Below are 2952 nucleotides of genomic sequence, written 5' to 3'. Positions count from 1 at the left end.
TGATGATAACCAAAGTTACACACTAAAGTGATTCCTCTGCAGTTACGCCCAAGACGATCAACACCTTGATACTTAGAAATATACATTATTAAATCCATATTAATTAATTGCGCACTATAATACCTAGTTCCGCTGTTTCATCAACATATTGTGACAAATTAATCACAGGAAGTAAAAAAAGGGAAAAAATAGGAAGGGAAAAAGTAGGACAGCCATACCTTTTAAACAAAATTAAATGTTAATAAAAGGTTTGGGTGTCCGCAATTTTCATGTACTTTCTCTGGGGCGCAGGTTTTAGCCTGCTTTGTTTTGAAAATGGCTCCGCGAACTGTTTGAATGAACAAACACTGGCGGACTGAAGTCCGCGCCCCTCAACAGGGTAAAGGCAACATTCGGTTTTTTACTTTCTCTGGGGCGCAGGTTTTAGCCTGCTTTTTTTTGAAAATGGCTCCGCGAACTGTTTGAGTGAACAAACACTGGCGGACTGAAGTCCGCGCCCCTCAATAAGCTAAAGGCAACAGGCTGTTTGTACTTTCTCTGGGGCGCAGGCTTTAGCCTGCTTTGTTTTTACAAAATACAGGGCAAACTGTTTGAATGAACTGAATACACTGGCGGGCTAAAGCCCGTGCCCCTCAACAAGGTAAACGCAATGTGTGGGGAGTATGCTGTTTATACTCTCTCTGGGGCGCAGGCTTTAGCCTGCTTTGTTTTTAAAAAGGCTCAGCAAGCTGTTTGTAATGAACAAACACTGGCGGACTGAAGTCCGCGCCCCTAAATAAGGTTCATTCAACGTGTGGCAGCATGCGGCTTGCACTCTCTCTGGGGCGCAGGCTTTAGCCTGCATTGTTTTTACAAAATATACTGTGCGAACTGTTTGTAATGAACAAACACTGGCGGACTGAAGTCCGCGCCCCTCAACAAGGTAAAGGCTACATTCGGTTTGTACTCTCTCTGGGGCGCAGGCTTTAGCCTGCTTTGTTTTTATAAAATACAGGGCAAACTGTTTGAATGAACTGAACACACTGGCGGACTGAAGTCCGCGCCCCTCAACAAGGTAAAGGCTACATTCGGTTTTTACTCTCTCTGGGGCGCAGGCTTTAGCCTGCTTTGTTTTTACAAAATACTGTGCGAACTGTTTGAATGAACAAACACACTGGCGGACTGAAGTCCGCGCCCCTAAATAAGGTAAAGGCTACATTCGTTTTTTACTTTCTCTGGGGCGCAGGCTTTAGCCTGCATTGTTTTTATAAAATACTGTACGAACTGTTTGAACAAACACTGGCGGACTGAAGTCCGCGGCCCTCAACAGGATAAACGCAATGTTTGGGATCATGCTGTTTGCAGGAAATCGGCAAAAGTTTCTGCAGCACCTTGGATAGCATCAAAAGTTTCAACAGGATTAGTAATAGTATGCACCAGCCCTGCTGTGGCTGCGTTAAATTTATCCCATGACGTTAAGGTTTCATAGGTTGATTTAGCACCTTCTGCCATGCTGTAACCCGCTTCTGCATTGAGTTTCATCAAACACGCGCCAAAGGCTTCTGGGAAATTGTCTGCGTTATTTTCTATATTCTGCCAATGTTGTATTACTTGTTTTTTGCTTGCATCAAGTGCATTAGGTTCTTTTGGTGCAGATGTAGTGATTGGTTTTGCTTTAGAAACCTTAGTGCCCGTTGCTAAGACAATCGGCTTAGCTGATTTATTATTGCCAACGGTTAGGTGATGACGACTAAATGAATGAGCGAATTAGAACGCCTATATTTTTTCATCCAATAGCCAGTTATCCGTAAATTAATTTTGAAATTGAGTGAAAAGTGGTCTGGTTTCCGAATGCCTCTTTAAAGCAACGAAGTATGCATGGTTGGTTAATATGCCAATCACAGCAAGCCATTCTCATATTTATTAGCTAGCGCTTTCCAAAATTCTAATAATCCACCGTCATATAACCAAGGATCCGGAAAATCAAAACCTTGATAACTATTACTTGTCGGTTTTCTGCCATAATTGATACGGCTTAAATTTTCTAAATTGTAACCACCGTGATCAGGGCCGCCGACACAAACACCTCGGGTAAACAGTAATAGCTCGCCATCTACTTCCTCCTTATTAGATATTTTACCTGGGGCTAATCCTCCTTCATTAGGAGGCGTATCGAAATAATCCAACATTTTAATCACCCAAGACAGTACCGCTAAGGGGAAACAAGCTTGGTAAGAGAGATATTTTACTTCGCCTGTTTTTTTATTAGTCCAATTGTGGCCTACAAATGTGACTAATAAATCTTCATTTTTATAAAATAAACAATCTCTATCTGCCTTAAAAGGATTTTTAATGTCTGCAATTAATTTAAAACTGTCAGGGAATTGGCTTGGGTGAGTAAATTCTGCTGGTGTTATCATACAATATTTCCAATAGGGGTTAGTTTTTCAATAATCTTAATGGCTTTATTGCCTTTAAGCGCGGCAAGGGTTTGTGGTGTGCGCTCTAGCGTTAATGTTTCAACAATACCAAACTTTTGTTTAACTTTTGGATTGTTGTTTTTGGTTAAGCCGTTGCCTAAAAAGTCTTCATTACTACCCAATTTATCATGTAAGTTAACCCTTGCTTCAAAAGCATCAGCATCTTCACCTTGCGCTTCTAATGTCTGATTAAAATCCTTCATACCCTCATTATTCCACACATCCAGCCCTAATTCATCGGCTTGGTTGTACAGTTTACTGTAAGTTGCTTGGTATTGTGGCGTATAGAGTGCATCAATGGTTGCATCATCAATGCCATCTAACTCATTTTTCGCAAATTGTGAAATTTCGCTAAACGTGGGAGTAATTGACTCTGCTCCAGAGGTCTCTACAGCTTTATGGGTATCAACAATCACCATTGAGTAGGTGCTTTCTGGGTGATATGTTAACCCAAGAATTTCAGCACAACGTTGCGGGTCGGTATCGGCCGCTT

Annotated in this window: 3 protein-coding genes and 1 pseudogene; 1 reads left to right on the top strand and 3 read right to left on the bottom strand. The window is 41.5% G+C overall.

The window, feature by feature from the left end; translation table 11 throughout:
- Positions 1 to 1329: 1329 nt before the first annotated feature.
- A complete protein-coding gene (locus KSO91_RS16720; protein ID WP_238744158.1) occupies positions 1330 to 1521 on the bottom strand; it encodes a hypothetical protein in 192 nt (63 codons plus the stop codon).
- Between the two features lie 28 nt (positions 1522 to 1549).
- On the opposite strand from KSO91_RS16720, the gene KSO91_RS16715 reads away from it, so the two are divergent.
- Positions 1550 to 1723 (top strand): hypothetical protein, encoded by a 174-nt coding sequence (locus tag KSO91_RS16715; protein ID WP_238744157.1) that lies wholly within the window; start codon positions 1550 to 1552, stop codon positions 1721 to 1723.
- A 154-nt stretch (positions 1724 to 1877) separates the two neighbouring features.
- On the opposite strand, the gene KSO91_RS16710 is transcribed toward KSO91_RS16715, so the two are convergent.
- On the bottom strand, positions 1878 to 2399 hold the full coding sequence (locus tag KSO91_RS16710) for a hypothetical protein (RefSeq protein WP_238744156.1): 522 nt from the start codon (positions 2397 to 2399) through the stop codon (positions 1878 to 1880).
- Positions 2396 to 2952, bottom strand: a pseudogene (locus KSO91_RS16705) (PAAR domain-containing protein); the annotation flags it as partial. The gene KSO91_RS16710 and the pseudogene KSO91_RS16705, both read right to left, overlap by 4 nt.

Origin of the sequence: Psychromonas antarctica, from assembly GCF_022267535.1 — a bacterium.
GTDB classification, from domain to species: domain Bacteria; phylum Pseudomonadota; class Gammaproteobacteria; order Enterobacterales; family Psychromonadaceae; genus Psychromonas; species Psychromonas antarctica.
Note: the sequence above shows the minus strand (reverse complement) of the source record. Positions and strands in the feature narration are given on the sequence as shown.